Annotated in this window: 23 protein-coding genes; 15 read left to right on the top strand and 8 right to left on the bottom strand. The window is 71.6% G+C overall.

The window, feature by feature from the left end; all coding sequences use genetic code 11:
• Positions 1-130 precede the first annotated feature (130 nt).
• The 9 genes from hpnC (at position 131) to BS83_RS16670 (ending at position 12159) form a co-directional block, all read left to right on the top strand.
• Entirely contained in the window at positions 131-1183 is a 1053-nt protein-coding gene (hpnC, locus tag BS83_RS16710) for a squalene synthase HpnC (RefSeq protein WP_084713587.1), read from the top strand.
• Positions 1180-2097: a presqualene diphosphate synthase HpnD gene (gene hpnD / locus BS83_RS16705; RefSeq protein ID WP_037604574.1), complete on the top strand. Its 918-nt coding sequence runs from the start codon at positions 1180-1182 to the stop codon at positions 2095-2097. Before hpnC ends, hpnD begins: the two co-directional genes overlap by 4 nt.
• Before the next feature lie 100 nt (positions 2098-2197).
• Complete coding sequence (hpnE, locus tag BS83_RS16700) at positions 2198-3595, top strand: hydroxysqualene dehydroxylase HpnE (protein WP_051943172.1); 1398 nt, start codon at positions 2198-2200, stop codon at positions 3593-3595.
• A gap of 47 nt (positions 3596-3642) precedes the next feature.
• Entirely contained in the window at positions 3643-4755 is a 1113-nt protein-coding gene (locus tag BS83_RS16695) for a polyprenyl synthetase family protein (RefSeq protein WP_051945399.1), read from the top strand.
• 4 nt (positions 4756-4759) lie between these two features.
• Positions 4760-6877 carry a squalene--hopene cyclase gene (shc, locus tag BS83_RS16690; RefSeq protein ID WP_084713585.1) on the top strand — a complete coding sequence of 706 codons (2118 nt, stop codon included), beginning with the start codon at positions 4760-4762 and terminating at the stop codon, positions 6875-6877.
• A 14-nt stretch (positions 6878-6891) separates the two neighbouring features.
• Positions 6892-7473, top strand: a complete 582-nt coding sequence (locus tag BS83_RS16685; protein WP_198035250.1) for a phosphorylase family protein — start codon at positions 6892-6894, stop codon at positions 7471-7473.
• A gap of 25 nt (positions 7474-7498) precedes the next feature.
• Entirely contained in the window at positions 7499-8647 is a 1149-nt protein-coding gene (gene ispG / locus BS83_RS16680) for a flavodoxin-dependent (E)-4-hydroxy-3-methylbut-2-enyl-diphosphate synthase (RefSeq protein WP_037604572.1), read from the top strand.
• 145 nt (positions 8648-8792) lie between these two features.
• Positions 8793-10757 (top strand): 1-deoxy-D-xylulose-5-phosphate synthase, encoded by a 1965-nt coding sequence (gene dxs, locus BS83_RS16675; RefSeq protein ID WP_084713581.1) that lies wholly within the window; start codon positions 8793-8795, stop codon positions 10755-10757.
• Positions 10747-12159 (top strand): aspartate aminotransferase family protein, encoded by a 1413-nt coding sequence (locus BS83_RS16670; protein ID WP_051943171.1) that lies wholly within the window; start codon positions 10747-10749, stop codon positions 12157-12159. Before dxs ends, BS83_RS16670 begins: the two co-directional genes overlap by 11 nt.
• An 18-nt stretch (positions 12160-12177) precedes the next feature.
• Here BS83_RS16670 and BS83_RS16665 read toward each other — a convergent pair whose 3' ends face one another.
• From BS83_RS16665 to BS83_RS16645, 5 genes are all read right to left on the bottom strand, one after another.
• On the bottom strand, positions 12178-13101 hold the full coding sequence (locus tag BS83_RS16665; RefSeq protein WP_051943169.1) for a phosphatase PAP2 family protein: 924 nt from the start codon (positions 13099-13101) through the stop codon (positions 12178-12180).
• A 261-nt stretch (positions 13102-13362) separates the two neighbouring features.
• A complete protein-coding gene (locus BS83_RS16660; RefSeq protein ID WP_037604571.1) occupies positions 13363-14124 on the bottom strand; it encodes an SDR family oxidoreductase in 762 nt (253 codons plus the stop codon).
• 134 nt (positions 14125-14258) lie between these two features.
• Positions 14259-15017 (bottom strand): 3-oxoacyl-ACP reductase FabG, encoded by a 759-nt coding sequence (fabG, locus tag BS83_RS16655; protein WP_037604570.1) that lies wholly within the window; start codon positions 15015-15017, stop codon positions 14259-14261.
• 34 nt (positions 15018-15051) lie between these two features.
• Positions 15052-16266, bottom strand: coding sequence for an acyl-CoA dehydrogenase family protein (locus tag BS83_RS16650; RefSeq protein WP_037604569.1), 1215 nt, complete (start codon positions 16264-16266; stop codon positions 15052-15054).
• Positions 16266-17282, bottom strand: coding sequence for a phosphotransferase family protein (locus BS83_RS16645; RefSeq protein ID WP_037609211.1), 1017 nt, complete (start codon positions 17280-17282; stop codon positions 16266-16268). The genes BS83_RS16650 and BS83_RS16645 overlap by 1 nt, the downstream gene beginning before the upstream one ends.
• Positions 17283-17390: 108 nt before the next feature.
• Here BS83_RS16645 and BS83_RS16640 point away from each other — a divergent pair, with 108 nt between their 5' ends.
• The 5 genes from BS83_RS16640 to BS83_RS16620 all read left to right on the top strand — a co-directional run bounded on the left by BS83_RS16640 (position 17391) and on the right by BS83_RS16620 (position 21895).
• On the top strand, positions 17391-17981 hold the full coding sequence (locus tag BS83_RS16640; protein WP_037604568.1) for a TetR/AcrR family transcriptional regulator: 591 nt from the start codon (positions 17391-17393) through the stop codon (positions 17979-17981).
• A gap of 271 nt (positions 17982-18252) precedes the next feature.
• The gene (locus tag BS83_RS41870) at positions 18253-19116 is read left to right on the top strand and encodes a MarR family winged helix-turn-helix transcriptional regulator (protein ID WP_198035249.1); all 864 of its coding nucleotides are present in this window, start codon (positions 18253-18255) and stop codon (positions 19114-19116) included.
• A 115-nt stretch (positions 19117-19231) separates the two neighbouring features.
• Entirely contained in the window at positions 19232-19483 is a 252-nt protein-coding gene (locus BS83_RS16630; RefSeq protein ID WP_051943166.1) for a LapA family protein, read from the top strand.
• A 517-nt stretch (positions 19484-20000) separates the two neighbouring features.
• The gene (locus BS83_RS16625) at positions 20001-20774 is read left to right on the top strand and encodes an aggregation-promoting factor C-terminal-like domain-containing protein (RefSeq protein ID WP_232248365.1); all 774 of its coding nucleotides are present in this window, start codon (positions 20001-20003) and stop codon (positions 20772-20774) included.
• A 380-nt stretch (positions 20775-21154) separates the two neighbouring features.
• Positions 21155-21895 (top strand): hypothetical protein, encoded by a 741-nt coding sequence (locus tag BS83_RS16620; protein ID WP_157597205.1) that lies wholly within the window; start codon positions 21155-21157, stop codon positions 21893-21895.
• 24 nt (positions 21896-21919) lie between these two features.
• On the opposite strand, the gene BS83_RS16615 is transcribed toward BS83_RS16620, so the two are convergent.
• Both BS83_RS16615 and BS83_RS16610 read right to left on the bottom strand, forming a co-directional pair.
• The gene (locus tag BS83_RS16615; protein ID WP_157597204.1) at positions 21920-22498 is read right to left on the bottom strand and encodes an SMI1/KNR4 family protein; all 579 of its coding nucleotides are present in this window, start codon (positions 22496-22498) and stop codon (positions 21920-21922) included.
• Positions 22499-22635: 137 nt separating this feature from the next.
• Positions 22636-22884 carry a hypothetical protein gene (locus BS83_RS16610; RefSeq protein ID WP_037604566.1) on the bottom strand — a complete coding sequence of 83 codons (249 nt, stop codon included), beginning with the start codon at positions 22882-22884 and terminating at the stop codon, positions 22636-22638.
• 292 nt (positions 22885-23176) lie between these two features.
• On the opposite strand from BS83_RS16610, the gene BS83_RS16605 reads away from it, so the two are divergent.
• A complete protein-coding gene (locus BS83_RS16605; RefSeq protein ID WP_063774176.1) occupies positions 23177-24976 on the top strand; it encodes an AMP-binding protein in 1800 nt (599 codons plus the stop codon).
• Here BS83_RS16605 and BS83_RS16600 read toward each other — a convergent pair.
• Positions 24874-25794: a TrmB family transcriptional regulator gene (locus BS83_RS16600; RefSeq protein ID WP_063774175.1), complete on the bottom strand. Its 921-nt coding sequence runs from the start codon at positions 25792-25794 to the stop codon at positions 24874-24876. The two genes, BS83_RS16605 and BS83_RS16600, sit on opposite strands and share 103 nt — an antisense overlap.
• Positions 25795-25991: the final 197 nt, after the last annotated feature.

Raw genomic sequence — 25991 nt, 5'->3', positions numbered from 1 at the left:
GCCGGTGCGCGGGGGCGCGGCAGCGGCGGCCGGGCACGAAGGCGTGTCCCCTGTGGGCAGCTTGTCAAGATCGGTGTAGAACGGGGGGGTGGCGGTCATGACGGTGCGTCGACAGCAGTCCGGTGAACAGATGTCCGAGGAGCAAGCGGCCGGGGAAGCCTCGGTGGGCTCCTCCGGAGCGGTGCTCGACAAGGCGGCGCGGGAGAACTTCCCCGTCGCCCCCTTCTTCCTGCCGCCGGCCATGCGCCAGGGGCTCATGACCGTCTACGGCTTCGCCCGCCTGGTCGACGACGCGGGCGACGGCGACCTGCCCGACCCGCGCGGCACCGCCGAGCTGCTCGGCGTCGAACACCCGGACGCCGAGCCCGGCACCGAGGCCGACACCGCCTTCAGGCTCGCCCTGCTCGACGCCCTCGACGCGGACGTCGACGCGGCCTTCGAGGCGGTCCTGGGCACGCCCGGCGCGACACCGCCGCGGCACCCGCTGATCGCGGCCCTGGTGCCCGTCATCGACCGGCACGGCCTGACCGTCGAGCCCTTCCGCGGTCTGATCGAGGCCAACCGGGTCGACCAGCGCGTCGCCCGCTACGAGACCTTCGACGACCTGATGGCCTACTGCGAGCTGTCCGCGAACCCGGTCGGCCGGCTGGTGCTCCAGCTCGCCGGTCTGGCCACGCCGGAGCGGCTGCGCTGGTCCGACGCCGTCTGCAGCGGGCTGCAGGTCGTCGAGCACCTGCAGGACGTCGCCGAGGACCGGGCCAGGGGGCGCGTCTACCTCCCGGCGCGGGACATGAAGCGCTTCGGCGTCACCGAGCGCGATCTCGACGCCGACCGCGCCGGGACGGCCCTGCGCGGTCTGGTCATGTTCGAGGCGGAGCGCACCCGCGCCCTGCTCGACGAGGGCGCGCCGCTGCTCGCCTCGGTGAGCGGGCGGCTCCGGCTGCTGCTCTCCGGCTTCGCGGCGGGCGGGTACGCCGCGCTCGGCGCGGTCGAGGCGGCCGGGTACGACGTCCTGGCGACGTCGCCCAAGGCCGGCAAGGGGCGGCTGCTGCGCGAGGTGGCCGGAGCCCTGCTCCCGGCCCTGCTGCTTCCCGCGAAGCAGCCCGCGCGGCGCAAGGATGAGCAGAGCAGTGCGGCACGGCGCGGCGCTGAACCGAAGAGTGATCCGAAAGGCATGAGGTGAGTCCGCAGATCAAGGGGACGGGCACGGCGGTGGAGCCGCTGTCACCACAGGTGGCAGCGGCCTACCAGTACTGCGAGGCGGTGACCGGGAGCCAGGCCAAGAACTTCTCCTACGGCATCCGACTGCTGCCCCAGGCCAAGCGCCAGGCCATGTCCGCGATCTACGCCCTGGCCCGTCGGATCGACGACATCGGCGACGGCGGCTGGTCCGACGCGCGCAAGTTCGAGGAGCTGGGCCGCACCCGCGCCCTGCTCGACGCGATCCGCGAGGGCTCGGTCGAGCCGGAGGACACCGACCCGGTCAAGGTCGCCCTCGCCCACAGCTGCGGCCTCTTCCCGATCCCGCTCGACGCCTTCGACGAGCTGATCGACGGCATGGAGATGGACGTCAGGGGAACCGAGTACGCCACCTTCGAGCAGCTGCGCCTGTACTGCCGCTGCGTGGCCGGCACCGTCGGCCGCCTCTCGCTCGCGGTCTTCGGCTGCACCGACCCCAAGCGCGGCGCCGAGTACGCCGACACGCTCGGCCTCGCCCTGCAGCTCACCAACATCCTGCGCGACGTCCGCGAGGACGCCTCCATCGGCCGGGTCTACCTGCCCTCCGAGGACCTGGCCAGGTTCGGCTGCGAGGAGGGCTTCGGCCTGACCACCCCGCCCGCCGACGCCGACTTCCGCGGACTGGTGCTGTTCGAGGCCAGGCGCGCCCAGGAGTACTTCGACGAGGGGCTGCGGCTGCTGCCGATGCTGGACCGCCGCAGCCGCGCCTGCGTCGGCGCGATGGCCGGGATCTACCGCCGGGTGCTGGAGCGGATCATCGCCGAGCCCGAGGCGGTGCTGCGCGGCCGGGTCTCGCTGCCCGGCTGGGAGAAGGCCTACGTAGCACTGTCCGGCCTGGTGGGAGGGCGTACCCCTTGAAAGGCCGTCCGTTCGTGTCGATCCCGTTTGCCCGCCCGATCCGGTGGGGAACCACTGGTCGCTGCGCTGCGTCGCGGCTGGTACGGGACCAGGAAGGGGGGTGGCTCCGGTGAGCGGCAGCGCGAGCACGCACCGGTCGGGCACACGGAGGGCGCTGGTCGTCGGCGGCGGGCTGGCCGGCATCACCGCCGCGCTTCGCCTCGCCGACGCGGGGCTCTCCGTCACCCTCGCGGAGGCCAGGCCCCGGCTCGGCGGCCTCGCCTTCTCCTTCCGGCGCGGCGCGCTGACGGTCGACAACGGCCAGCACGTCTTCCTGCGCTGCTGCACCGCCTACCGCGGTCTGCTGCAGCGCCTCGGCGTGCGCGACGAGGTCTGGATCCAGCCGCGCCTCGACGTGCCCGTGCACGACGTGAACACCGGCCGGGCCGGCAGCCTCCGCAGGGATCCGCTGCCGGTGCCGCTGCACCTGGGCCGCGGCCTGGCCGGATACCCGCACCTGAGCCTGACCGAACGCGCCGCCACCGGCCGCGCGGCGCTCGCGCTCAAGCGGCTCGACCTGGCCGACCCGGCGCTGGACCAGCGCTCCTTCGGCGACTGGCTGCGCGAGCACGGCCAGTCGGCGCGGGCCATAGAGGCGCTGTGGGACCTGGTCGGCGTCGCCACCCTGAACGCCACGGCCGACGAGTCCTCGCTGGCACTGGCCGCGATGGTCTTCAAGACCGGGCTGCTCTCCGAGCCCGGCGCCTCCGACATCGGCTTCGCCCGCGTCCCGCTGGGCCGGATCCACGACGACATGGCGCGCGCCGCGCTTGACCGCGCCGGTGTGCGGGTGCTGCTGCGCGCCCGGGCCGTCGAGGTCAAGCCCTCCGGCGACGGCGAAGGACGGCACACGGTCCAGCTGGAGGGCGAGCGGCTCGACGGCGGCGCGGAGACCTTCGCCGACCTCGACGCGCTGGTGCTGGCCGTCCCGCAGGACGCCGCGCACGCCCTGCTCCCGCCCGGCAGCCTCGACGAGCCCGACGCGCTGCTCGGCCTCGGCTACGCGCCGATCCTCAACGTCCACGTGGTCTACGACCGGCCGGTGCTCGACCAGCCGTTCCTGGCCGCGCTCGGCTCGCCGATCCAGTGGGTCTTCGACCGCACCCCGCACTCCGGGCTCCAGGGGCCCGGCCAGTACCTGGCGCTGTCCCAGTCCGCCGCGCAGGCCGAGGTCGACCTGCCGGTCTCGGTGCTGCGGCAGCGCTACGTCCCGGCCCTGGAGCGCTTGCTCCCCAGGGCCAGACACGCGGAGATCACCGAGTTCTTCGTGACCAGGGAGCGCACCGCCACCTTCGCTCCCGCCCCCGGCACCGCCCGGCTGCGCCCCGGCGCGCGGACCCGGACGCCGGGCGTGCACCTGGCCGGCTCGTGGACCGCCACCGGCTGGCCCGCAACCATGGAGAGCGCCGTGCGCAGCGGTACCGCAGCGGCCCGAAGCGTCCTGGGAGAGCTGCGATGACCGATGTCCGCACCGAAGCACCGAACCACGAACAGTCCGACGAACAGATGCGACACACCAGAGCGAACGGAGAGGGAACCAGCGTGGTAGCGCGCCCCGATCAGGCACCGACGGTGGAGGCAGTCGACGTGCTGTCCCTGCTGGATCACGGCAGGACCCTGTGCACCCCGGTGCTCAGGGAGGCGGTCTCCCGGCTCGCCCCGCCCATGGACGCGGTCTCCGCCTACCACTTCGGCTGGACCGACGCCGAGGGCCTGCCGACCAACGCCGACAGCGGCAAGGCCGTCCGCCCGGCCCTGGCGCTGCTCTCCACCCGCGCGGCCGGCGCCCCGGCCGCCGTCGGCGTCCCCGGCGGAGTCGCCGTCGAGCTGGTGCACAACTTCTCGCTGCTCCACGACGACCTGATGGACGGCGACGAGACCCGCCGTCACCGCGCCACCGTCTGGACCGTCTTCGGTCCCGCCCAGGCCATCCTGGTCGGCGACGCGATGATGGCGCTGGCCAACGAGATCCTGCTGGAGACCCCCGGCCACGGCACCGCCTCCGCGGTCGACGCCGGCCGCGCCGTGCGGCGGCTCACCACCGCCACCCGCAAGCTGATCGACGGCCAGGCGCAGGACCTCTCCTTCGAGCACCGCGACCGCGTCTCCGTCGCCGAGTGCCTGGAGATGGAGGGCAACAAGACCGGCGCGCTGCTCGCCGTCTCCGCGTCCATCGGCGCGGTGCTGGCCGGTATCGACGACGCCTCCGCCGACGCGCTGGAGCGCTACGGCTACCACCTCGGTCTCGCCTTCCAGGCCGTGGACGACCTGCTCGGCATCTGGGGCGAGACGGAGGTCACCGGCAAGCCCAACTTCGGCGACCTGCGCCAGCGCAAGAAGTCCCTCCCGGTCTCGGCCGCCCTGGCCGAGGGCAACAAGGCCTCGCTGCGCCTCGCGGAGCTGCTCGCCGACCCGGAGGGCCGCGGCCACGAGGACGAGGAACAACTCGCGGTGCGCGCGGCGCTGATCGAGGAGGCGGGCGGCCGCGCCTGGACGGCGGAGGAGGCCCGCCGTCAGCACAGCACGGCCCTGGCGGCTCTGGACGAGGTCGCCATGCCGACGGAGGTGCGGGCGCAGTTCGCCGCGCTCGCCGAGTTCGTTGTGGTCAGGGAGAGGTGACGAGATGACAGCATCCGCGGACGGCCGGCTCGACCCACAGTACGAAGCAGAGCCGGTCGCGGAGAGCACCACCACGGGGGAGCACGAGAGCACGACCGACGGCGCCGACGAGGCCGGACCGGCCGATGTCAAGGCGGTCGCCAGGAAGACGCTGGAGGCGGCCACCGCGCACCTGCTGAGCCTCCAGGACGAGGCCGGCTGGTGGAAGGGCAACCTCGAGACCAACGTCACCATGGACGCCGAGGACCTGCTGCTCCGTCAGTTCCTCGGCATCCGCACCGAGGAACAGACCAGGGCGACCGCCGACTGGATCCGTTCGCAACAGGGGGCGGACGGCACCTGGGCCACCTTCTACGGGGGGCCCTCGGAGCTGTCCACCACGGTCGAGGCCTATGTCGCGCTGAAGCTCGCGGGAGACGACCCGGAGGCGCCGCACATGAAGCGCGCCTCACGCTGGATCAGGGAGCAGGGCGGCATCGCGTCCACCCGCGTCTTCACCAGGATCTGGCTGGCGCTCTTCGGCTGGTGGCCCTGGGAGCGGCTGCCGGAGCTGCCGCCCGAGGTCATCTTCCTGCCGCGCGGCTTCCCGCTGAACATCTACTCCTTCGGCTGCTGGGCCCGCCAGACGATCGTGCCGCTCACCGTCGTCTCGGCTCACCGGCCGGTGCGCAAGGGGCCGTTCGAGCTGGAGGAACTGCACACCGACCCGGAGAAGCCCTATCCGAGCCGCCCGGTCGCGCCCGCGTACACCTGGGACGGCTTCTTCGTCCGGCTCGACAAGGCGCTGCACTACTACCACAGGATGCCGGTCAAGTCGCTGCGCCGGCTGGCGCTGCAGCAGGCCGGCCGGTGGATCGTGGAGCGCCAGGAGGCGGACGGCTGCTGGGGCGGCATCCAGCCCCCCGCGGTGTACTCGCTGATCGCCCTGCACCTGCTCGGCTACGACCTCGACCACCCGGTGATGAAGGCGGGCCTGGCGGCCTTCGACCGCTTCACCGTGCACACCGACGAGGGACACCGCTGGATCGAGGCCTGCCAGTCCCCGGTCTGGGACACCTGCCTGGCCCTCACCGCACTGGCCGACGCCGGGCTCCCGGCCGACCACGAGGCGCTGGTGCGCTCCGCGGACTGGCTGCTCGGCGAGGAGGTGCTGCGCCGCGGCGACTGGGCCGTGCAGCGGCCAGGACTGCCGGCCGGCGGCTGGGCCTTCGAGTTCGACAACGACAACTACCCGGACATCGACGACACCGCCGAGGTGGTTCTCGCGCTGCGCCGGATCGCCCACCCCGAGCCCGGCCGGATCGCCGGCGCGACCCGGCGCGGCATCGACTGGGTGCTCGGCATGCAGTCCAAGAACGGCGCCTGGGCCGCCTTCGACGTCGACAACACCAGCACCCTGCCGAACAAGCTCCCGTTCTGCGACTTCGGCGAGGTCGTCGACCCGCCCTCGGCGGACGTCACCGCGCACGTGGTGGAGATGCTCGCCGCGGACGGCAAGTCCGACGACCCGCGCACCAGGCGCGGCATCGACTGGCTGTTCAAGGAGCAGGAGGAGGACGGCTCCTGGTTCGGCCGCTGGGGCACCAACTACGTCTACGGCGTCGGCTCGGTCCTGCCCGCGCTGGTCGCGGCCGGGGTGCCGACCGACCACCGGTCGATCCGCCGCGCGGTGGCCTGGCTGGAGGAGAAGCAGAACGCCGACGGCGGCTGGGGCGAGGACATGCGCTCCTACCAGGACAAGTCCTGGGCCGGCCGGGGCACCTCGACGGCCTCGCAGACCGCCTGGGCGCTGATGGCGCTGCTCGCGGCGGGGGAGAGCGGCGAGTGCGTCGACCGCGGCGTGCGCTGGCTCGCCGAGACGCAGCTGCCCGAGGGCACGTGGGACGAGCCGGAGTTCACCGGGACGGGCTTCCCGTGGGACTTCTCGATCAACTACAACCTCTACCGGCTGGTCTTCCCGGTCACCGCGCTCGGCCGCTACCTGTACGGCACCCCGCACCTGACGCCGGGCGAGGTCGACGCGAGCGCCCACCCGGCGCTGCCGGCCCCCGCCGGCGGTCCGCAGGAGGTGCCGATCACGCGCCGGCTGCTGCCCTCCCTCGCCGGGCGGCGGTTGCGGTGAGACCCCGAACCGGCGTGCCTCTCGTGGCGTGCGCCCTCGGCATCGAGGCGCGCGCGCTGCGGGGGGCGCGGCCGGTGCGTACAGGCATGGGCCCCGAACGGGCGGAGCGCGCCATCCGTCGCGCGCTGGCCGAACGGGCGCACGCGCCGTCCGGCATCGTCTTCGCGGGCCTCGGCGCGTCCGCGGTCCCCGGAATACGCCCGGGCGACGTCGTGATCGCCACGGAGGTGCGCGACGATCGTGGGGTGGCCGCGACGGACACGGCGAGCGACTGGGCGGTGGACGCCGTCCACGGTCTCGGCCTGGCCGTGCACCGGGGCGTGCTGCACTCCAGCGACCACGTGGTCCGCGGCGCCGAGCGGGCGCGTCTCGCCGGCGCGGGCGTGACCTGCGTCGACATGGAGACGGCGGCGGCGTTCCGCGCCGCGCGTGAGCTTGTCCCCGACGGCCTCCCGCTGCTGGCCGTGCGCGTGGTCGTCGACACGCCGGAGTACGAGCTGGCCCGCCCCGCCACCCTCCTGAACGGTCCCCGCGCGCTGCGCGCGCTCAAGCAGGTCGGCCTGGTGCTCGCGACCTGGCATCCGCAATTCTGCTGACGCACTCTGCTGAGGAGTTCCGCACATGACCGCCGTCTCTCTCGGAATACCGTCCCTCCCGCCCGAACCCCTCGCGCCCCGCCGGATCAGCCGTCAGATCATGGTGGGTAATGTGCCGGTCGGCGGCGGCGCGCCGATCTCGGTGCAGTCGATGACGACGACCGTCACCTCGGATGTGAACGCGACGCTGCAGCAGATCGCGGAGCTGACCGCGTCGGGTTGTCAGATCGTGCGGGTGGCGTGTCCCTCGCAGGACGACGCGGACGCGTTGCCGATCATCGCGAGGAAGTCGCAGATCCCGGTGATCGCGGACATCCATTTCCAGCCGAAGTACGTGTTCGCGGCGATCGACGCGGGCTGCGCGGCGGTGCGGGTGAATCCGGGGAACATCCGGCAGTTCGACGACCAGGTCAAGGAGATCGCGAAGCGGGCCGGTGACGCGGGGGTGCCGATCCGGATCGGGGTGAACGCGGGTTCGCTGGACAAGCGGCTGCTGGAGAAGTACGGGCGGGCCACGCCGGACGCGCTGGTGGAGTCGGCGTTGTGGGAGTGCTCGTTGTTCGAGGAGCACGGGTTCCGTGACATCAAGATCTCGGTGAAGCACAACGACCCGGTCGTGATGATCGCGGCGTACCGGAAGCTGGCGGCGGCGTGCGACTATCCGCTGCATCTGGGGGTGACCGAGGCGGGTCCGGCGTTCCAGGGGACGATCAAGTCGGCGGTGGCGTTCGGTGCGTTGCTGGCGGAGGGGATCGGGGACACGATCCGGGTCTCGCTGTCGGCGCCGCCGGCGCAGGAGATCAAGGTCGGGAACCAGATCCTGGAGTCGCTGGGGCTGCGTCAGCGCGGTCTGGAGATTGTCTCGTGTCCGTCGTGCGGGCGGGCGCAGGTGGATGTGTACAAGCTGGCGGAGGAGGTCACCGCGGGCCTGGAGGGCATGGAGGTGCCGCTGCGGGTCGCGGTGATGGGCTGTGTGGTGAACGGTCCGGGCGAGGCGCGTGAGGCGGACCTGGGTGTCGCGTCGGGCAACGGCAAGGGGCAGATCTTCGTCAAGGGCGAGGTCATCAAGACCGTCCCCGAGTCCAAGATCGTCGAGACCCTGATCGAGGAAGCCCTCAAGCTGGCAGAAAACATGACGGAGTCCGGCGAGCCGACCGTCTCGGTGGCGAGGTAGTTGCAGCGTCCTGGGGGCGCGGGGAACTGCGCGACCAGCCACCCACCCGGGTGGCGGGCCGAACGCGCAGGGCCCTCCGCACGCCGGTGGTTCCTCGCGCAGTTCCCGGCGCCCCTGGAGCGATCGCAACGAAGGGTAGGAGCGAATGTCCCTGCTGGAGTCCATCCGCAGCCCCCGCGACCTGCGGTTGCTGCCGCCGTCGGAACTGCCTCGCCTCGCCGAGGAGATCCGTGAGTTCCTGATCGATGCCATCACCCGTTCGGGTGGTCACCTCGGACCCAATCTCGGCGTGGTCGAGCTGACGCTCGCCCTGCACCGGGTGTTCGAGTCGCCGCAGGACCGGATCCTGTTCGACACGGGCCACCAGTCCTACGTGCACAAGCTGATCACCGGTCGTCAGGACTTCGACCGCTTCAAGAACCGGGGCGGGCTCTCCGGCTACCCCTCGCGCGCCGAGTCCGAGCACGACGTGATCGAGAACTCGCACGCCTCGACCGTTCTCGGCTACGCCGACGGCCTGGCCAAGGCCAACCAGCTCAAGGGCCACGGCGACCGCCACGTCGTCGCGGTGATCGGCGACGGCGCGCTCACCGGCGGCCTCGCCTGGGAGGCGCTGAACAACATCGCCGAGGCCACCGACCGGCCCGTCATCATCGTCGTGAACGACAACGAACGCTCCTACGCGCCCACCATCGGCGGTCTGGCCAACCACCTCGCCACGCTGCGCACCACCCAGGGCTACGAGCGCTTCCTGTCCTGGGGCAAGGACGCCCTGCAGCGCACGCCCGTCGTCGGCGGGCCGATCTACGACGCGCTGCACGGCGCCAAGAAGGGCTTCAAGGACGCCACCGCACCCCAGGGCATGTTCGAGGACCTGGGCCTCAAGTACGTCGGCCCGATCGACGGCCACGACGTCCAGGCCGTGGAGTCGGCGCTGCGCCGCGCCCGCGGCTTCGGTGGGCCGGTCATCGTGCACTGCCTGACCGAGAAGGGCCGCGGGTACCGGCCCGCCGAGCTGGACGAGGCCGACCACTTCCACCAGGTCGGCGCGATCGACCCGATCACCTGCGAGCCGCTGCGGCCGACCACCGGGGTCTCCTGGACCTCCGTCTTCGGCAAGGAGATGGTCGCCGTCGGCCGCGAGCGCGCGGACGTCGTGGCGATCACCGCCGCCATGCTCGCGCCGGTCGGGCTGCAGGCCTTCTCCCGCGAGTTCCCCGACCGGACCTACGACGTCGGCATCGCCGAGCAGCACGCCGCGGTCTCCGCCGCCGGACTGGCCACCGGCGGCCTGCACCCGGTGGTCGCCGTCTACGCGACCTTCCTGAACCGCGCCTTCGACCAGGTGCTGATGGACTGTGCGCTGCACCGCTGCGGCGTCACCTTCGTGCTCGACCGGGCCGGCGTCACCGGCACCGACGGCGCCTCGCACAACGGCATGTGGGACCTGTCGATCCTCCAGGTGGTCCCCGGTCTGCGGATCGCCGCGCCGCGCGACGCGGAGCAGCTCCGCGCCGAGCTGCGCGAGGCGCTGGACGTGGCCGACGCGCCCACCGTGGTGCGGTTCCCGAAGGCCGAGGTCGGGCCGCCGATCCCGGCCGTGGAGCGGGTCGGCGGCGTGGACGTGCTGCTGCGCACCGGCCCGGCCGGGCGCGCGCCCGAGGTGCTGCTGGTCGCGGTCGGCACCATGGCCTCTGCCTGCCTGGACGCGGCCGCACTGCTGACCGCCGAGGGCCTGGGCGCCACCGTCGTGGACCCGCGCTGGGTCAAGCCCGTCGACCCGGCGCTGACCGAGCTGGCCGCCCGGCACCGCCTCGTCGTCACCGTCGAGGACAGCGGCCGGGTCGGCGGCGTCGGGGCCGCCGTCGCGCAGGCGCTGCGTGACGCCGACCTGGATCTGCCGACGCGCGAACTCGGCATTCCGCAGCGCTTCCTGGACCACGCCGCGCGGGGTGAGATCCTGGACGAGATCGGCCTGACCGGTCCCGGCATCGCCGCCCAGACCGCCGCCTTCGCCAAGGCTCTCGGCCTGGTGGCGGGCGACGCCTACATCACATCGAACAGCCTGACGTCGGACTTCGTTGGAGGGGACCAGCACCGTGGCAGCTGAGACAGAGACCGGCACGACGACGCCGGCCTTCGACCTGGAGGCGCTGCTGGCGGAGCGCGGCGCCGAGCGCTACCGCCTGCACGCCGAGTACCTGAACCACCAGCTGCCGAGGATGCTGCACACCATCGGCTTCGACAAGGTGTACGAGCACGCCAAGGGCGCCTACTTCTACGACGCCGAGGGCAACGACTACCTCGACATGCTGGCGGGTTTCGGCATCTTCGCGCTCGGACGGCACCACCCCGTGGTGCGCGGAGCGGTCACCCAGGTGATGGATCTGGAACTGGCCGACCTGACCCGCTTCGACTGCCAGCCGCTGCCAGGTCTGCTCGCGGAGAAACTGCTCTCCTACGCCCCGCACCTGGACCGGGTCTTCTTCGGCAACAGCGGCACCGAGGCCGTCGAGACGGCGCTGAAGTTCGCCCGCTACGCCACGGGCAAGCCGCGCGTCCTCTTCTGCGACCACGCCTTCCACGGACTGACCACCGGCTCGCTCTCGGTCAACGGCGAGGACGGCTTCCGCAAGGGCTTCGCGCCGCTGCTGCCGGACACCGCGATCCCGCTGGGCGATCTGGCCGCGCTGGAGCGCGAGCTGAAGAAGGGCGACGTCGCCGCGCTGATCCTCGAGCCGATCCAGGGCAAGGGCGTGCACGCCGCCCCTGACGGCTACCTGCGCGCCGCGCAGGAGCTGCTGCACAGGCACAAGGCGCTGCTCATCGCCGACGAGGTGCAGACCGGCATCGGCCGCACCGGGGACTTCTTCGCCTACCAGCACGAGGCCGGGGTCGAGCCCGACCTGGTCTGCGTCGCCAAGGCGCTGTCGGGCGGCTACGTCCCGGTCGGCGCGACACTGGGCAAGGAGTGGATCTTCGAGAAGGTGTACTCCTCGATGGACCGGGTCCTGGTCCACTCCGCCAGCTTCGGCTCGAACGCCCAGGCGATGGCGGCCGGACTGGCCACGCTGCACGTCTTCGAGCAGGAGCAGGTGGTCGCGAACGCGCGGCGGGTGGGCGACCTCTTCCGCGAGCGGCTGACGGCGCTCAAGCCGAAGTACGAGATGCTGGCCGACGTCCGCGGCCGGGGCCTGATGATCGGCATCGAGTTCGGCCGCCCGCAGTCGCTGAAGCTGCGCACCGGCTGGACCGCGCTGCAGGCGGCGAGAAAGGGCCTGTTCGCGCAGATGGTGGTCGCGCCGCTGATGCACCGGCACAGGATCCTGACCCAGGTCTCCGGCGATCACCTCGAGGTCATCAAGCTGATTCCGCCGCTCACCATCGGCGAGGCCGAGGTGGACCGTTTCGTCGACGCGTTCGTCGACATCATGGACGAGGCGCACAGCGGTACCGGACTCATGCGCGATTTCGGGAAGACCCTGATCAAGCAGGCCGTCGCGGCCCGATAAGGGGTCGGAGGGAAAAGGCTAGGAGACCACGGGAAGGGTGCGGTGCGCCCGGTGGTTGAGGTCACGCGGCGCGGGAACGGCCATCGACCTCCTCGGCTTCGGGGAGGCGGTGGCCCGCTCCAGCGCCTGCTGCTCCTCGCGCCGGGAGAGCCAGGCCGGCTCCGAGGCCCGGGAGGGCTTCCGGGTGCCGCGCCGGCGCTCGCTCCAGGCCTGTCGCAGCCGGTCGTCCGCGCTCGTGATGATCGGCTCGAAGAGCGGGAGGGCCAGCAGCACCAGCGCCCCGGCGGCCCAGCCGGCCAGGACGTCGGTCACCCAGTGGGTGCCGAGGTAGACGGTGGTCGCGCCGACGGAGAAGCCCATCCAGCCGGCCAGCACGGCGCCGGTGCGCCGCCAGCTCGTCGCCAGATAGGCCAGGATCCCCCAGGTCACCACGGCGTTCGCGGTGTGCCCCGACGGGAATATGCCGCCGCCGAGGAAGATCTCGTTGGAACCGTAGACGTGTGCGTAGTGCGGGCCCAGGCGGCCCGTGCCTATCTTGACGGCTCCGACGGACATGTTGAGCAGGACCAGGGAGACGCCGAGGACCAGCAGCGGCCGCATCGACTTGGTCCGCCAGCAGCGCCAGGCCAGCCAGATCGAGACGACGATGGCCGACGGACCGCGCTGCCCGGCGATGACGTAGTAGTTGAGGAACGTCTCCAGCGCGGGCCAGTGCTGGTAGGGCTTGAACGCCATGACCGCCCAGTCGAGTTCGACCAGGCGGGAGGTGGTGAAGACGGCGACGATCACCGTGGCGTAGACGACGGTGGTGGATGCGAAGAGGATCTTGTGGGTGCGGCTCAGCGGCCGCCAGCGCTCTCGGCCGGGCGGTTGCTCGCTGCTTCGCTGCTCCGGCCGCTCCACTCGTTCGAGCAGGGCGACCTGGCTCCTCTGGTTACGCACCCCTTCGACGTTACAGTGTTTCTCCTTCAACTCCTGCCGCGAGACCGCCTTCGTGACAACGATGTGACCTGGTGGATTGTCGGATCTGAATAAATGTCCACGGTTTATCGTCGACCGGTGTGATCTGCCTCATCTCCGCCCCCTGAACGGTTTGGCCGGGGCGGAATGCGGGAATCCGAGCGGCTTCACAATTCCTCCCGATACGACCTGCGAATTCGGCCGCATCGGGAGGTGGTGCGTGGTATGAGGCAATGCGCGGATTCAGACGAGGCCGGCGCCCAGGGTCAGCCCGCCGTCCAGCACCAGGGTCTGCCCGGTGATCCAGGTCGCCTGCTCGGAGAGCAGGAACGCGACCGCGCCGCCGATGTCGGCCGGCTCGCCCAGGCGGCCCAGCGGGTAGCTCTTGACGACCTGCTCCTCGTGCCCGGCGAACAGCGCCTCGGCGAACTTGGTGCGCACCACGGCCGGCGCGACGGCGTTCACCCGCACGTTCGGGGCCAGCTCGTAGGCCAACTGCTGGGTGAGCTGGATCATCGCCGCCTTGCTCGCCCCGTACATCCCGATGCCGGGGGCCGGGCCGAGCGCGCTGATCGAGGAGACGTTCACGATCGCCCCGCCGTGCTCGCGCATCGACGCCGCGTGGACGAGCTGGACCCAGCCGAGGGTGGCGACCAGGTTGATGTCGAGGATCTTCCGTGCGGCCTCCAGGTCCAGCTCGACCATCGAACCGAAGACCGGGTTGGTGCCGACGTTGTTGACCAGGTGGTCGATCCGCCCGAAGGCGGCGACCGCCCGCTCGACGGTCTCCGCGCGGTGGGCGGCGTCGTGGCTCTTGCCCGCGACGCCCAGTGCGACCTCGGGGCCGCCGAGCTCGGCCACGGCCGCCTCGAGGGCGGCGGCGTCCCGGCCGGTGATCACCACGCGCTCGCCGCGTGCGACGAGCGCCTGCGCCACGGCGAGGCCGATGCCCCGGCTGGCGCCGGTCACGAGCGCGACCTTGCCGGAAGCGGGGGGAGGGGTCATGAGGTGCTCCTTGCCATGGCGGGGTAGTGGATCGGGCCGTGTCGAACAGCCATGCGCCGCGCCCGCCGACCTCCGCCGGTCCGGCGGATGCGCGTGCCGGGGTCGCGGCAGGGCGGAGGTCGGCGGGAGAGGACCTAGTCCAGCGGGCCGCCGGCGACGTAGACCACCTGGCCGGAGACAAAGCCCGCGCCCTCGCTCACCAGGAACGAGACCGTGTGCGCGATGTCCTCGGGAACGCCCACCCGGTTCACCGGAATCATGCTGGCCGCGGCCGTCTTGAACTCCTCGAAGCCCATGCCGACCCGCTCCGCCGTCGCCGCGGTCATGTCCGTGGCGATGAATCCCGGGGCCACCGCGTTCGCGGTCACGCCGAACTTGCCCAGCTCCTTGGCCAGCGTCTTCGTGAAGCCCTGCAGACCCGCCTTCGCGGCCGAGTAGTTCGCCTGGCCACGGTTGCCCAGCGCCGACGAGGACGACAGGTTGACGATGCGTCCGTAACCGGCGTCGACCATGTGCTTCTGGCAGGCCTTGGACATCAGGAACGCGCCCTTCAGGTGCACGTTCATGACGGTGTCCCAGTCCGACTCGGACATCTTGAACAGCAGGTTGTCCCGCAGCACGCCGGCGTTGTTCACCAGCACGGTCGGCGCGCCCAGCTCCGCCGCGACCCGCTCGACCGCCGCGGCGACCTGCTCGCCGTTGCTGACGTCGGCGCCGACGGCGATCGCGCGGCCACCGGCGGCGGTGATCTTCTCGACGGTGTCCTTGCCGGCCGCCTCCTCCAGGTCGATCACCGCGACGGCGAAGCCGTCCGCGGCCAGACGGATCGCGGTGGCGGCGCCGATGCCGCGCGCGGCTCCGGTGACGATGGCGACGCGGTTCTGCTCGGTCATGAGGTGCCTTCTCCTGAGGGTGTGTGGGTGAGGGTTATGCGAGGTAGGGCTTGAGTTCGCGGCGCGCCAGCGACCGCTTGTGGACCTCGTCCGGTCCGTCGGCGAAGCGCAGCGTCCGCGCCTGCGCCCAGAGGTGGGCGAGCGGGAAGTCCTGGGAGATGCCGCCCGCGCCGTGGGTCTGGATCGCCTTGTCCAGGATCCACTCCACCGTCGCCGGGGTGGCGATCTTGATGGCCTGGATCTCGGTGTGCGCGCCCTTGTTGCCGACGGTGTCCATCAACCAGGCAGTCTTCAGCACCAGCAGCCGCAACTGCTCGATCCTCACCCGCGACTCGGCGATCCACTCCTGCACCACGCCCTGCTCGGCCAGCGGCTTGCCGAAGGCGTTGCGGGCGACGGCGCGGCGGCACATCAGCTCCACGGCGCGCTCGGCCATGCCGATCAGGCGCATGCAGTGGTGGATGCGGCCCGGTCCGAGGCGGGCCTGGGCGATGGCGAAGCCGAGGCCCTCGCCGGCGATGAGGTTCTCCGCCGGGACGCGGACGTCGGTGAAGACGATCTCCGCGTGGCCGCCGTGGGCGCCGTCGGTGTAGCCGAAGACCTCCATGCCGCGCTGCACGTCGACGCCCGGGGTGTCGCGCGGGACCAGGATCATGCTCTGCTGCTGGTGCTTGGGCGCGTCAGGGTCGGTGCGGCCCATCACGACGAAGATCTCGCATGCCGGGCTCATCGCCCCGGAGGACCACCACTTGCGGCCGTTGATCACGTAGCTGTCGCCGTCGCGCTCGATCCTGGTCGCGATGTTCGCGGCGTCGGAGGAGGCGACCTCGGGTTCGGTCATGCAGAAGGCGGAGCGGATCTCGCCCTCGAGGAGAGGGGTCAGCCAGCGCTTCTGCTGCTCGGGGGTGCCGAACTCGGCCAGCACCTCCATGTTGCCGGTGTCCGGCGCGGCGCAGTTCAGCGCCTCCGGCGCCAGGTGCGGGCTGCGGCCGGTGATCTCCGCCAGCGGCGCGTACTGCAGGTTGGTCAGCCCCGCGCCGTGCTCCGCGTTGGGAAGAAAGAGGTTCCACAGCCCCCGGCTGCGCGCCTCCGCCTTCAGCTCCGCCATCACGGCGGGCCGCTCCCAGATGTCCGCGGCCTCGCGCAGTTGCCGGGCGGCGACCGGCTCGGCCGGGTAGACGCACTCGTCCATGAAGGCCAGCAGGCGCTGCTGCAGCTCCAGTGTGCGCTCGTCGTAGCGGAAGTCCATCAGTCGGCCACCTTTCCCGTCAGGGTGTCCAGGGCCAGGGCGACCAGCGGCGGCACCATCGCGCCGAGGTGGGAGAAGCCCTCGCCCACCGTCTTGCCCTGGATGAAGCGGTAGTGGATGCCCTCCGCGATGACCGCCAGCTTGTACTGCGCGAAGGCGGTGTACCAGGGGAGGGGGGTGACGTCGAGGCCGGTCGTGGCGGCGTAGCGGTCGACCAGCTCGGCCATCGCGGGGAAGCCGAGCTCCGGGCTGACCGCTCCGGCGACCGGGTTGCCGGGCATGCGGCCGGCGATGTCCCAGTACACCTTCATCAGGCCGAGGTCCGCGAGCGGATCGCCGAGCGTCGCCATCTCCCAGTCCAGGACGGCGGCGATCGAGTCGTCGTCGGCCGCGATGGTGTTGTCCAGACGGTAGTCGCCGTGCACGATCGTGGCCCGCTGGCTCGCGGGGACGCCCTCGCTCAGGCGCTGCTGCAGCTCGTCCAGGCCCGGGATCTCGCGGCTGCGGGAGCCCTCGGCCTGGCGGTGCCAGCGGGAGACCTGCCGCTCCAGATAGCCCTCGGGCCGCCCGAAGTCCGCCAGGCCCACGTCCGCCGGATCCACGGCGTGCAGCTCGGCCAGCACGTCGATCAGCCGGAAGGAGAGGGCGCGGGCGCGCTCGGGGCCCAGCCCCGCGGCGTCCTCGGCGGTGCGGTAGACCGTGCCGGCGACCTCGTCCATCAGATAGAAGGGAGCGCCGAGCACCTCGTCGTCCGCGCAGAGCAGGTGCACCCGGGGGACCGGGACCGCCGTGCCCGCCAGCGCCGCGATGACGCGGTGCTCGCGGCCCATGTCGTGCGCGGTGGCGAGCACGTGTCCGAGCGGCGGGCGGCGCAGTACCCAGCGGTGCTTGCCGTCGGTGAGCCGGTAGGTCAGATTGGACTTGCCGCCGGAGATCAGCTCGGCCGTCAGCGGGCCCGTCCCGAGGCGTTCGCGAAGCCGGTCCAGATCCAGCCCGGGGGGCGTCTGAGTGCTCATGAGCGCCACCATACCGACTAGTAGGTATGTCGGCTAGAGTGGCTCGCGACACCTTGACGGCACTGCCGCCGCAGTGAAGCACCGCACCAGTAGAAGGGGAGGACGCCGATGCCCAGGGTCGACATCGCGGTCCCCGTCCAGGAGCGGCTGCTCGCCGCCGCCAGCCGCCTGTTCGCCGAGCGGGGCTTCGCGCCGACCTCGGTGCAGGACATCGTCGAGCTGGCCGGCGTCACCAAGGGCGCGATGTACCACTACTACGCCTCCAAGGACGACCTGCTCCAGCAGATCTACACCCGGCTGCTGCTGGTGCAGTCGGCGCGGCTGGCGGACATCGCGGAGGGGCCGGGCTCCGCGGCCGAGCGGCTGCGCGCCGCGGCGGCGGACGTCGTGGTGAGCACGCTGGAGCACCTGGACGACGCGATGGTCTCCTGGCGCTCGATGCACATGCTCCCGGCCGACCGTCTGGCCCAGGTGCGGGCGGACCGCCGGCGCTATCACGAGCGCTTCCGCGCGCTGATCGAGGAGGGGCAGGCCCGGGGCGACTTCCGCGACGACGTCGCGGCCGATCTGGTGACCCATCAGTTCTTCGGCGGGGTCCACCATCTGGGCAGTTGGTACCACGCGGACGGCGAGCTCGCGCCCGAGGCGATCGGCGCAGCCTTTGCCGACCTTTTGCTCCGGGGGCTGCAACCGATCTGAGTCGACCACACACGACCGGGTCGGATCACGATTGGATCGCAGCTCTCTGGGGCATGTCGCTCTGGTCTGTCTGGTTTGTATAGTGTCCGCCAGCAGCCGCAGGCTGTCCGGCCGAATTATTCCGTACACAGGACCCCCACACGGTACCTGCCCACGGTCGCGCCGATTCGAATCCGAACGCGCCCACCCACAGGGCTGCAGTGTCGGTGGAACACATCAGGACGGTCCTATGGTGCTGGGGGATATCGACATGACGGGTACGCCGATCCGCTTGTCCCAGTCGCCAGGGCAGCTGATCCGCATAGCCCAGCAGGTCCACACCCGGCTGTGGACCGAGCACGTCGGAGCCGAGCTGACCGCGCCGCAGTACGCCGCGCTGATCGCCCTGGCCCTGGAGCCGGGCGCGGACCAGCGCACGGTGGGCGAGCGCGCCTCCCTGGACAAGGCGACCATGGCCGAGATGGTCGGCCGACTGGTCCGGCGCGGCCTGGTGCTGCGCCGTCGGGACCCGGCCGACGGCCGTCGCAAGCTGCTCACCCTGTCGCCCCACGGCGAGCAGGTCATGAACGAGGCCTCGGTCGGAGTCGCCGTGGTCCAGCGCGAGCTGCTGGTCCCGCTGACCGAGTCCGAGCGCTCCGAGCTGATGATGGCGCTGGCCCGGATGGCCCGCATGGAGAACCTGGCGCTGGAGACCATGGTGGACGCCCGTCCGCTGCTGGACGCTCCGCGCGTGATCGGCTACCTGATCAGGGTCTCCCAGCAGGTCCACACCCGGCTCTGGGCGGAACTCGTCGCCGGTGAGCTCACCGCGCCCCAGCACGCCGTGCTGGACGCGCTGGCCGACGAGCCCGACATCGACCAGCGGACCGTCGGCGAGCGCACCTCGCTGGACAAGGCCACCATGGCGGAGCTGATCAGCCGCCTGGTCCGGCGCGGCCTGGTGCTGCGCCGCCGCGACCCCTCGGACGGCCGCCGCAACCTGCTGGCGCTGGCACCGGCCGGCGCGCGCCTGCTGGAGGAGGTGGCCCCGGGCGTCTCCGAGGTCCAGACCCGCCTGCTGGAGCCGCTCGACGACCTGGAGCGGGCGCGCGTCCTGCTGCTGCTCGGCGTGACCGCCAGGCTGACCGAGCGCTGACGCGGATCGCTCTCCCTGAAAGGGGGGTGCGGGGACCCGTCCCCGTACCCCCCTTTCGGCGTCTTCGGCCTGCTCCGGCCGCGCGTGGCGGCGCCGCCGAGCGGAGACTGGTGCCATGGCGAAGACCTCGGGCGGCACGAAGGAACGGAAGATCGGCGGCGTCACGGTCACGCCGCGGTTGGCGACCGGCGTGGTGCTCGCCGTCCTGGCCGTCTGGTTCATCCTGATGAACACCGCGGACGTGAAGATCCACCTGTGGGGCCTGTCCACCGTGACCATGCCGATGTGGGTGATGCTCGCGGTGATGCTGCTGGTGGGCGTGGTGCTCGGCTGGTTCGGCAGGAGGTACCGGGACAGCCGTCGGTGAGCCGCGCCGGGCGGCGACGCCCGGTGGTCGTCCTGTGGCCCGGGGTGACGTGCCTGTGAGCCGCGCCACACGGTCTTTTCTCTCTACGATGGTCGATAGTTGATCTTTTGCGGGCTTTCGCGATCGCCTCGTCCGAGCGGACGGGGCGATCGTCGCTTTCGGCGAAGAGGTGCGCCCCGGGCTTCACTCAGGCCTTACGCGATCTGCACGATCTTGGTCTCCCCGGGTGACGCGCCGCGGGCGGACGGCGGGACGTCCCGAGCGAGGCCGCCGCGAACGCCGTTCCACTACGGAGCCGGGTAGTAGAAGCCTCTTTGATCCGGCCCGAGCGGGCTTGTTATCAATGGCGATGTCGTCATTGCGGCCTTGCGATCGCAGGGTCCGCCCGCAGTCCGGCACCAGCCCGAAACCGGCGTGCCACTGGCGCCGTCCGACTCCGCAGCGCACCTGTCACGTGCTGCGGACGACGTCGGCCGGCTGCCCAGCCAACCGATTGAGAGCTTCTTCCATGCCGTCCATGCCTTCCATCAACCTGCGCAAGATCAGTCTCCGCAAGCGCGGGATCGCGATCGCCTCCTCCGTCGCCGCTGTCGGCCTCGCGGCCACCGTCGCCGTCGCCGTTCCGGGCAACTCGGCGAGCAGCTCGGTCGCCGAGCCCAACGCCAAGGCCGCCGTCGCCAGCGCGAGCGCGCAGGCCCAGCAGGAGGCCGCGGCCGCCCAGCAGGCCGCCGCCAACAAGGCCGCTGCCGCGAAGGCCGCGGCTGCCAAGGCCGCCGCCGCCAAGGCCGCCGAGCAGAAGGCCGCCGCCGCGAAGGCTGCCGCTGCCAGGGCGGCCGCGGACAAGGCCGCTGCCGCGAAGGCCGCCGAGCAGAAGGCCGCCGCCGACCGTGCCGCCGCTCAGAAGGCCGCCGCGGACAAGGCCGCTGCCGACAAGGCCGCCGCCGACCGCGCCGCCGCGGACGCGGCCGCCGCCGCCAACCGCTCGCAGCAGCGCGCCACCCTCAGTGGCAGCCCGCAGGACATCGCCGCGCAGATCGTCCCGGCGGACCAGCTGGCCTCCTTCGACCAGATCATCTCCCACGAGAGCGGCTGGGACGTCACCGCCACCAACCCCTCCTCCGGCGCCTACGGCCTCGCCCAGGCCCTCCCCGGCTCCAAGATGGCCTCGGCCGGCGCCGACTGGCAGACCAACCCGGCGACCCAGATCCGCTGGGCCCTGGACTACATGAACTCCACCTACGGCAGCCCCAACGCCGCTTGGGCCTTCTGGCAGCAGAACAGCTGGTACTGAGCCGGCCACAGCCACTCCTGGGCATCTGGTGGGCGTACGTCCGGAGCGTGAAGCCCGGGTCGTCGTGCCCCCGGATCCTCAGCCAACGCCCTGATGCTCTCCCCAGCGTCGAGCAGCACCGAGGCGTAGAAGTGCCTCAGTACAGACATCCCATTCGCGCGGCCGGCGTCTACGCCGGCCGCGCGAAGTGCTGGAGGCCAGAGGCACGTATGGGACTTGCTCCGGTCCGGTGCGGCCCCGGCCCGGGTGTCGAACAGCAGCCTGGGCGTCACCCGCGGCCCGTCCGGGGGTGCGGCAGAGCCGGCCGATCGAGGAGGGGGCCACCGCTCGGCCTGAGCCCTGCCGGCGGCATCGGCGGCACACCACGCCACACTCCTCGTGTGAGCGATACGCCCAACTACCTCGGATCGTCCCTGCCGCCCGAGGCGCAGATTCTGATGGCCGGCACGGATTGGGCCGCGCTGGATCATGCCTGCCCGGATGAGCCGGAGGCAGCTCGCACGGAGGAGATCCTGGTGCGGCTGCTGGCCGGTGACTTCGACGCTCGGCGTCGGGCGCTGCGCGACCTGTCCTCGTTGGTGCTTCACCAGAACACGGTCTACGGGTCGACTGCGGCGGCAGCGCTGGTCGTGGCGGCCGTCCTCGCGGACGTGCGCACGGAGGCTCGCGGCCTCTTCTACGCCGAGGAGCGGTGTCTGCGGGCGGAGTTGCTGGACTGGCTGGGCAGTGTCGCGGACGCGCTGGCATGGAATTCCGGTGACGAGGCTGACCTGGCAGCAGTGCGAGCGGTCCTGCCGTCACTTCTCAAGGACGTGAGCCGCTTCATGGACGAGCGTGACCCGACGGTTCGCGAGGCTGCACTGGCTGCTGCTGCCACAATGCTTCTTGATCCCGAGCTCGCCGAACAGCGCTCGCCGGTCGCCGACAGGGTCAGGAGCGAACTCGCGGCCAGCACGAGAACTCGCTACCGCGTCGAAGCACTCAGAGCTCTGGAGGCATGGGGCGAGGACATCGCCGAGCTACGCGAGCGCCACGAGGCCGCATGGCGGGCCGAATGCGCAGCAATGTCCGACGGCACCATGCCGTGGGCCGGTGACTGGAACGAGGAAGCACTCTTCTGAGCGTGCCGACCCCGATCTCCCGGATCAGTAGTCCCTGGACCAGTCTCCAAGGATCTCCCACGTCGGGGGACGCTCATCCCCGACGATCCACGTCGCCTCGGGGTACTCGCCCGTCAGGTTCGCGACGAGGAAGTCGCCGAAGCCGCCTTCGAAGCGGAACCAGTAGCCCGATCGGTTCCAGGCGATGATCGGCCACGCACCCGGGTCCGGATCGCCGGTGAGCCAGAAGAAGTGGTTCGCGGAGTAGTCGTTGCCCCAGGCGAGGAGCCCACCCTTGTCGGGATACATGGGGTACGGATTCTCGTCCGGTTCGTCCTCGTGCAGTTCGGCGAAGTAGTCGCTCATCCCGGAGGGCGCGCCCGACGCCAGGCTCGCGAATCCCCTGCGCCCGTCGCCTTCGTGAACCCGGTCCAACGTGAGGCTGGGGGTCCAGATCAGCAGCTGATCGTTGATCCGCCCACAGCCGTAGAGGTCCGCGAAATCCCGGTAGTCGTCAGGGAACTGGAAACCGACCTCCGCCGGCGCAAGGTGCCAGGGTGTGGGGGCGGGACGTATCGGCGGCGGCGTCATCATCGCCGTCAGCCGTTCGATCTGCGGATGCATCCGCACAAGCTACCTCGTCGATCGGGGCGAGCGGACGTCCCACAGACCCGCCGGACAGAGCCGGGAGGAGCGGGAAGCAAGGGGTCGTCCCGGGGCCGTGGGCGGCCCGCCTGGGCTGTCAGGAGCGCCCCGACCCGTCAGGGCCGGAATCCGCCTGCCCGCCTGATCAGGTGAATGAGCAGCATGATCGCGGCCCATGCCAGGACTCCCAGGCCGGCGATCACGCCCAGGCACGCCTCCGCGAGCGTGGCCCAGACCCCCGAGGCCGTGAACAGCAGCGCGAGCAGGCCCGGCACGGCCAACAGCGGAGAGGCGAGCAGCCACCCCATATTCCTGCGGAAGCGCTCGCCCTCCCTGATGTTGCGTCGATGCGTGCTCAGGCTCATGCGGACAGTGTCTTCGGGCCGCAGTGTGCGGTCTTGAGCAGGAGTACTCAGACATGCCGTACAGGCTGTGTCGAGAACGGTGATCCTTCGCGTCGACTCCAGCTCGGCTGGTGCCTGGCTGACGCCGGGGCACACCTGAGGCGGACGAGCCCCTTCCTGGCGGCGTCGGGAAGGGTTCTCGCGTCTCCGGGGCGGCGAGGGCCTTGTCAGCGGGCCGTCGGGCTGCCACGATCTTGCCCTCTAGTGAGATAGCGCGTCAGCAGCATCCGCTCCGCCGCCGGAGGAGGCGTCCGTGGCCGGTACTGGTCAGCCCTGGCACCGGTACTACGCGACCGGGGTGCCGCACAAGGTCAGCATTCCCAACATTCCCGTCAGCGGCCTGCTCGACGAGGCCGCGCAGCGGCACGGGCGGCGGACCGCGTTGGTGTTCCTCGGGGCACGGACGAGTTACCGGGCCCTGCAGCGCAGCGTCGAGCGCTTCGCCGGCGGGCTGGCCGGGCTCGGGGTGGGGCGCGGGGACCGGGTCGCGTTGGTGATGCCGAACTGCCCGCAGTACGTGATCGCGTTCTACGCGATCCTGCGGCTCGGCGCGATCGCCGTGCCGACCAACCCGCTCTACACCGAGTCCGAACTGGCCCACCAGCTCAAGGACTCCGGCGCCGTCGTGGCCGTGGTCTACGACGGCGCGTTCGCGCACGTCGACGCGGTCCGCAGCCGGACCGCGCTGCGGCACGTCGTGGTGGCCTCGCTCGCCGAGGCGCTGCCGAGGCGGTCCCGGCTGGCCCTGCGGCTGCCGCTGGCGAAGGCCCGCGAGCTCCGCGCCAAGCTCATCACGCCGCTGCCGCCGGGCGCGGACCAGGTGCCCTTCCCCCAGGTCGCCCGCGGCCCGCGGGTGAGCCAGGGGACGCTCGGGCCGGTCAGCCCGCGCACCGCCGTCGCCGTGCTCCAGTACACCGGCGGGACCACCGGCACGCCCAAGGGCGCCATGCTGACCCACCGCAACCTCGTCGCCAACGCGCACCAGGTCCGCGCCTGGTATCCGCAGCTGCGGCCGGGGCGCGAGACCCTGCTGGCCTGCCTGCCGATGTTCCACGTCTACGGCATGACCATGTGTCTGGGCGTCGCCGCCACCGCCGGAGCCCGTACGGTGCTGCTGCCGAACTTCGACCCCGAGCTGGTGGTCAAGACCCTGCGCCGCTGGCGGCCGACGCTGTTCCCCGGCGTGCCGCCGATGTACCAGGCGCTGATGAGGGAGGCGGAGCAGCACGGCCCCGAACTCACCCGTGCGCTGCGCTCGGTGCGGTACTGCATCTCCGGCGCGATGCGACTGGAGCCCGAGACGGTGGACCGTTTCCGGGCACTGACGGGCGGTCATCTCGTCGAGGGCTACGGCCTGTCCGAGGCCTCCCCGGTGGTGCTCGCCAACCCGCTGAACGCCAACGCCCGGCCGGGCACGGTCGGCATACCGCTGCCGGGCACCGAGGTGCGCATCGTCGCCGAGGACGACCCGGAGCGGGAGCAGCCGCACGGTGTGGCGGGGGAGTTGGTGGTGCGCGGGCCGCAGGTCTTCGGCGGCTACTGGCACGAGCGCGAGGACAGCGCCGCCATGCTGCACGACCATTGGCTCTTCACCGGCGACATCGCGGTGATGAGCCCGGACGGCTTCGTCACCGTCATCGACCGCAAGCGGGACGTCATCATCGCGTCCGGCTTCAGCATCTTCCCGACCGAGATCGAGGAGGTGCTGCTCGCGCATCCGGCGGTCGCGGACGCCGCGGTCGTGGGCGTGCCGGACGCCTACCGTGGCGAGACCGTCAAGGCCTGCGTGATCGTGAGGCCGGGCAGCCGGCTCACCGAGCGGTCGCTGATCGAGTACTGCGCCGCCCGGCTCACCGGCTACAAGGTGCCGAAGATCGTCGAGTTCAGGGTGGACCCGCTGCCCCGCAACATGCTCGGCAAGGTGCTGCGCCGAGTGCTGCGGGACGAGCATCAGGCCTGGGACGCGTCCGGCTCCGCCTCGTTCGAGACCTCGAGGGAGCCCGCGTCCGCCGGCGAGGACGTCGCCGCCGGGGGTTCGAGCGCCTCGGGCTGAGCCTCCTTGAGCGCCTCGGTCAGCGTCGGGCTCTCCTCCCAGATGGCCCGGAAGGCGGTGGCGAGCGCGGCGGCCAGCGAGGGGTGCCGGATGCACAGCGTGGTCGTCGCGCCGTCCCTGGCCACCGGGTCGGGCATGTCGCAGAGCACGGTCGAGCCGTCCGAGATGATCATCTTGAGCGGCAGGTCGTCCGCGATCCGCACCTCCTCGCCGGCCTCGACGAACAGGTGCATGACCTCGACCAGCCTGGGGTCCTCCAGCACCTCGCGGGTGTAGAGCGAGCGCACGGTCCGCCCGGCCGCGTGCAGGCGGGCGCTGGCCTCCAGGCCCGCGGTGTTCTCCGGCGGGGTGATCCACGGCGGCTTGCAGAAGCTCAGCAGCTCGCCCTCGGAGGTGGTCTGCATCCGCGCGAAGCGCTCGGCGATGTCTGCCGGGTCCCGCAGGACCTCGACGTAGTCGAGCGGGTCCGTGTGGGTGCGGCCGCTGTCGTAGGTGGGCTTGAGCTCCCGCGCGAGCTCGCTGGAGAGGCGTTCCAGGCGCCCGAGCGAGCGCCGCTGCTGCTCTATCAGCCGCTCCACTGCCGTCTCCGGGGCGACCGCCGAGTATCCGGCGACCCGGCCGGGGTGGAGCATGGCGAGCTGCCGGCGGATCAGTCCCTCCAGCACGTCGTAGACGCGCTGCCGGGGCACACCCGCCTCCCTGGCGACTTCCGCCGCGGTGAAGACGTCGCGGCGGATCAGGGCGAGGTACACCCGGGCCTCGTAGTTGGTGAGGCCGAGTTCCTCCAGGTCGGCTGCGCGTCGATCGTCCGTCTGCATGCACGCACGTTAGCGGCGAACGTGCGGGTGCTGGCAAGCGCCATCCGCGAGATGACGGGTTCCGAGCGCCAGTTGGGGGGATTTTTCCGGACAGACCGGGGTGGTCCTGCTGTCTTGTGGCACAACTTATGACTTCGCTATCTTTCTCGCGCCGGACACCACAAGCAGGGGTGTCTGTGGCAGCATTTGTCATGCCC

The organism is Streptacidiphilus rugosus AM-16 (assembly GCF_000744655.1).
Classification (GTDB): Bacteria; Actinomycetota; Actinomycetes; order Streptomycetales; family Streptomycetaceae; genus Streptacidiphilus; species Streptacidiphilus rugosus.
Note: the sequence above shows the minus strand (reverse complement) of the source record. Positions and strands in the feature narration are given on the sequence as shown.

Coding starts and splice junctions, on each gene's coding strand:
- BS83_RS16645 (WP_037609211.1), bottom strand. CDS start 17,282: ATGAGCACTCAGACGCCCCCCGGGCTGGATCTGGACCGGCTTCGCGAA.
- dxs (WP_084713581.1), top strand. CDS start 8,793: ATGTCCCTGCTGGAGTCCATCCGCAGCCCCCGCGACCTGCGGTTGCTG.
- BS83_RS16615 (WP_157597204.1), bottom strand. CDS start 22,498: ATGCATCCGCAGATCGAACGGCTGACGGCGATGATGACGCCGCCGCCG.
- BS83_RS16695 (WP_051945399.1), top strand. CDS start 3,643: ATGCGACACACCAGAGCGAACGGAGAGGGAACCAGCGTGGTAGCGCGC.
- BS83_RS16660 (WP_037604571.1), bottom strand. CDS start 14,124: ATGACCCCTCCCCCCGCTTCCGGCAAGGTCGCGCTCGTGACCGGCGCC.
- BS83_RS16640 (WP_037604568.1), top strand. CDS start 17,391: ATGCCCAGGGTCGACATCGCGGTCCCCGTCCAGGAGCGGCTGCTCGCC.
- BS83_RS16625 (WP_232248365.1), top strand. CDS start 20,001: ATGCCTTCCATCAACCTGCGCAAGATCAGTCTCCGCAAGCGCGGGATC.
- shc (WP_084713585.1), top strand. CDS start 4,760: ATGACAGCATCCGCGGACGGCCGGCTCGACCCACAGTACGAAGCAGAG.
- hpnC (WP_084713587.1), top strand. CDS start 131: ATGTCCGAGGAGCAAGCGGCCGGGGAAGCCTCGGTGGGCTCCTCCGGA.
- BS83_RS16600 (WP_063774175.1), bottom strand. CDS start 25,794: ATGCAGACGGACGATCGACGCGCAGCCGACCTGGAGGAACTCGGCCTC.
- ispG (WP_037604572.1), top strand. CDS start 7,499: ATGACCGCCGTCTCTCTCGGAATACCGTCCCTCCCGCCCGAACCCCTC.
- BS83_RS16610 (WP_037604566.1), bottom strand. CDS start 22,884: ATGAGCCTGAGCACGCATCGACGCAACATCAGGGAGGGCGAGCGCTTC.
- fabG (WP_037604570.1), bottom strand. CDS start 15,017: ATGACCGAGCAGAACCGCGTCGCCATCGTCACCGGAGCCGCGCGCGGC.
- BS83_RS16630 (WP_051943166.1), top strand. CDS start 19,232: ATGGCGAAGACCTCGGGCGGCACGAAGGAACGGAAGATCGGCGGCGTC.
- BS83_RS16650 (WP_037604569.1), bottom strand. CDS start 16,266: ATGGACTTCCGCTACGACGAGCGCACACTGGAGCTGCAGCAGCGCCTG.